This is a genomic window from Photobacterium sanguinicancri (genome assembly GCF_002265265.1).
GTDB classification, from domain to species: Bacteria; Pseudomonadota; Gammaproteobacteria; order Enterobacterales; family Vibrionaceae; genus Photobacterium; species Photobacterium sanguinicancri.
Genome location: NZ_NOIF01000492.1, coordinates 1 through 398, shown reverse-complemented (window position 1 = coordinate 398; position 398 = coordinate 1). Strand labels below are relative to the sequence as shown.

The following is a 398-nucleotide window of genomic DNA, read 5'->3' as shown; positions in this document are numbered from 1 at the left end:
GTCGAGGAAGTGCGCGTCGATCGATCCGCTGACCACGGCCGAGATGGCCGAGTTGTTGTCGGGGAAGCGCACGAGCTCGGTGTCGGTGAAGTTCTTCACGGCGTAGGCCTCCTGCAGGGTGCCCTGCACGACGCCGAGGCGCTTGCCGGCGAGGCTGTCCTCGTCGGTGATGTCGCTGTCGGGCGATGCCATGACGGTGAGGTACCCGGCGAGGTAGCCGTCGGAGAAGTCGACCGTCTTCTCGCGCTCCTCGGTGATGCCGATGGCGGCGACGCCGACGTCGAACTGACCGTTCGAGACGGCCGCGAGCAGGCCGGAGAAGTCCTGGCCGGTGAAGACGACGTCGTCGATGCCGATGCGTCCGGCGACGTCGGTGAAGAGCTCGACGTCGAACCCAG

General features: G+C 67.1%; 1 protein-coding gene. It reads right to left on the bottom strand.

The annotated features are described in order from the left end of the window. On the bottom strand, window positions 1-398 hold a 398-nt coding region (locus ASV53_RS26610; protein WP_141226358.1), incomplete at both ends, for an ABC transporter substrate-binding protein.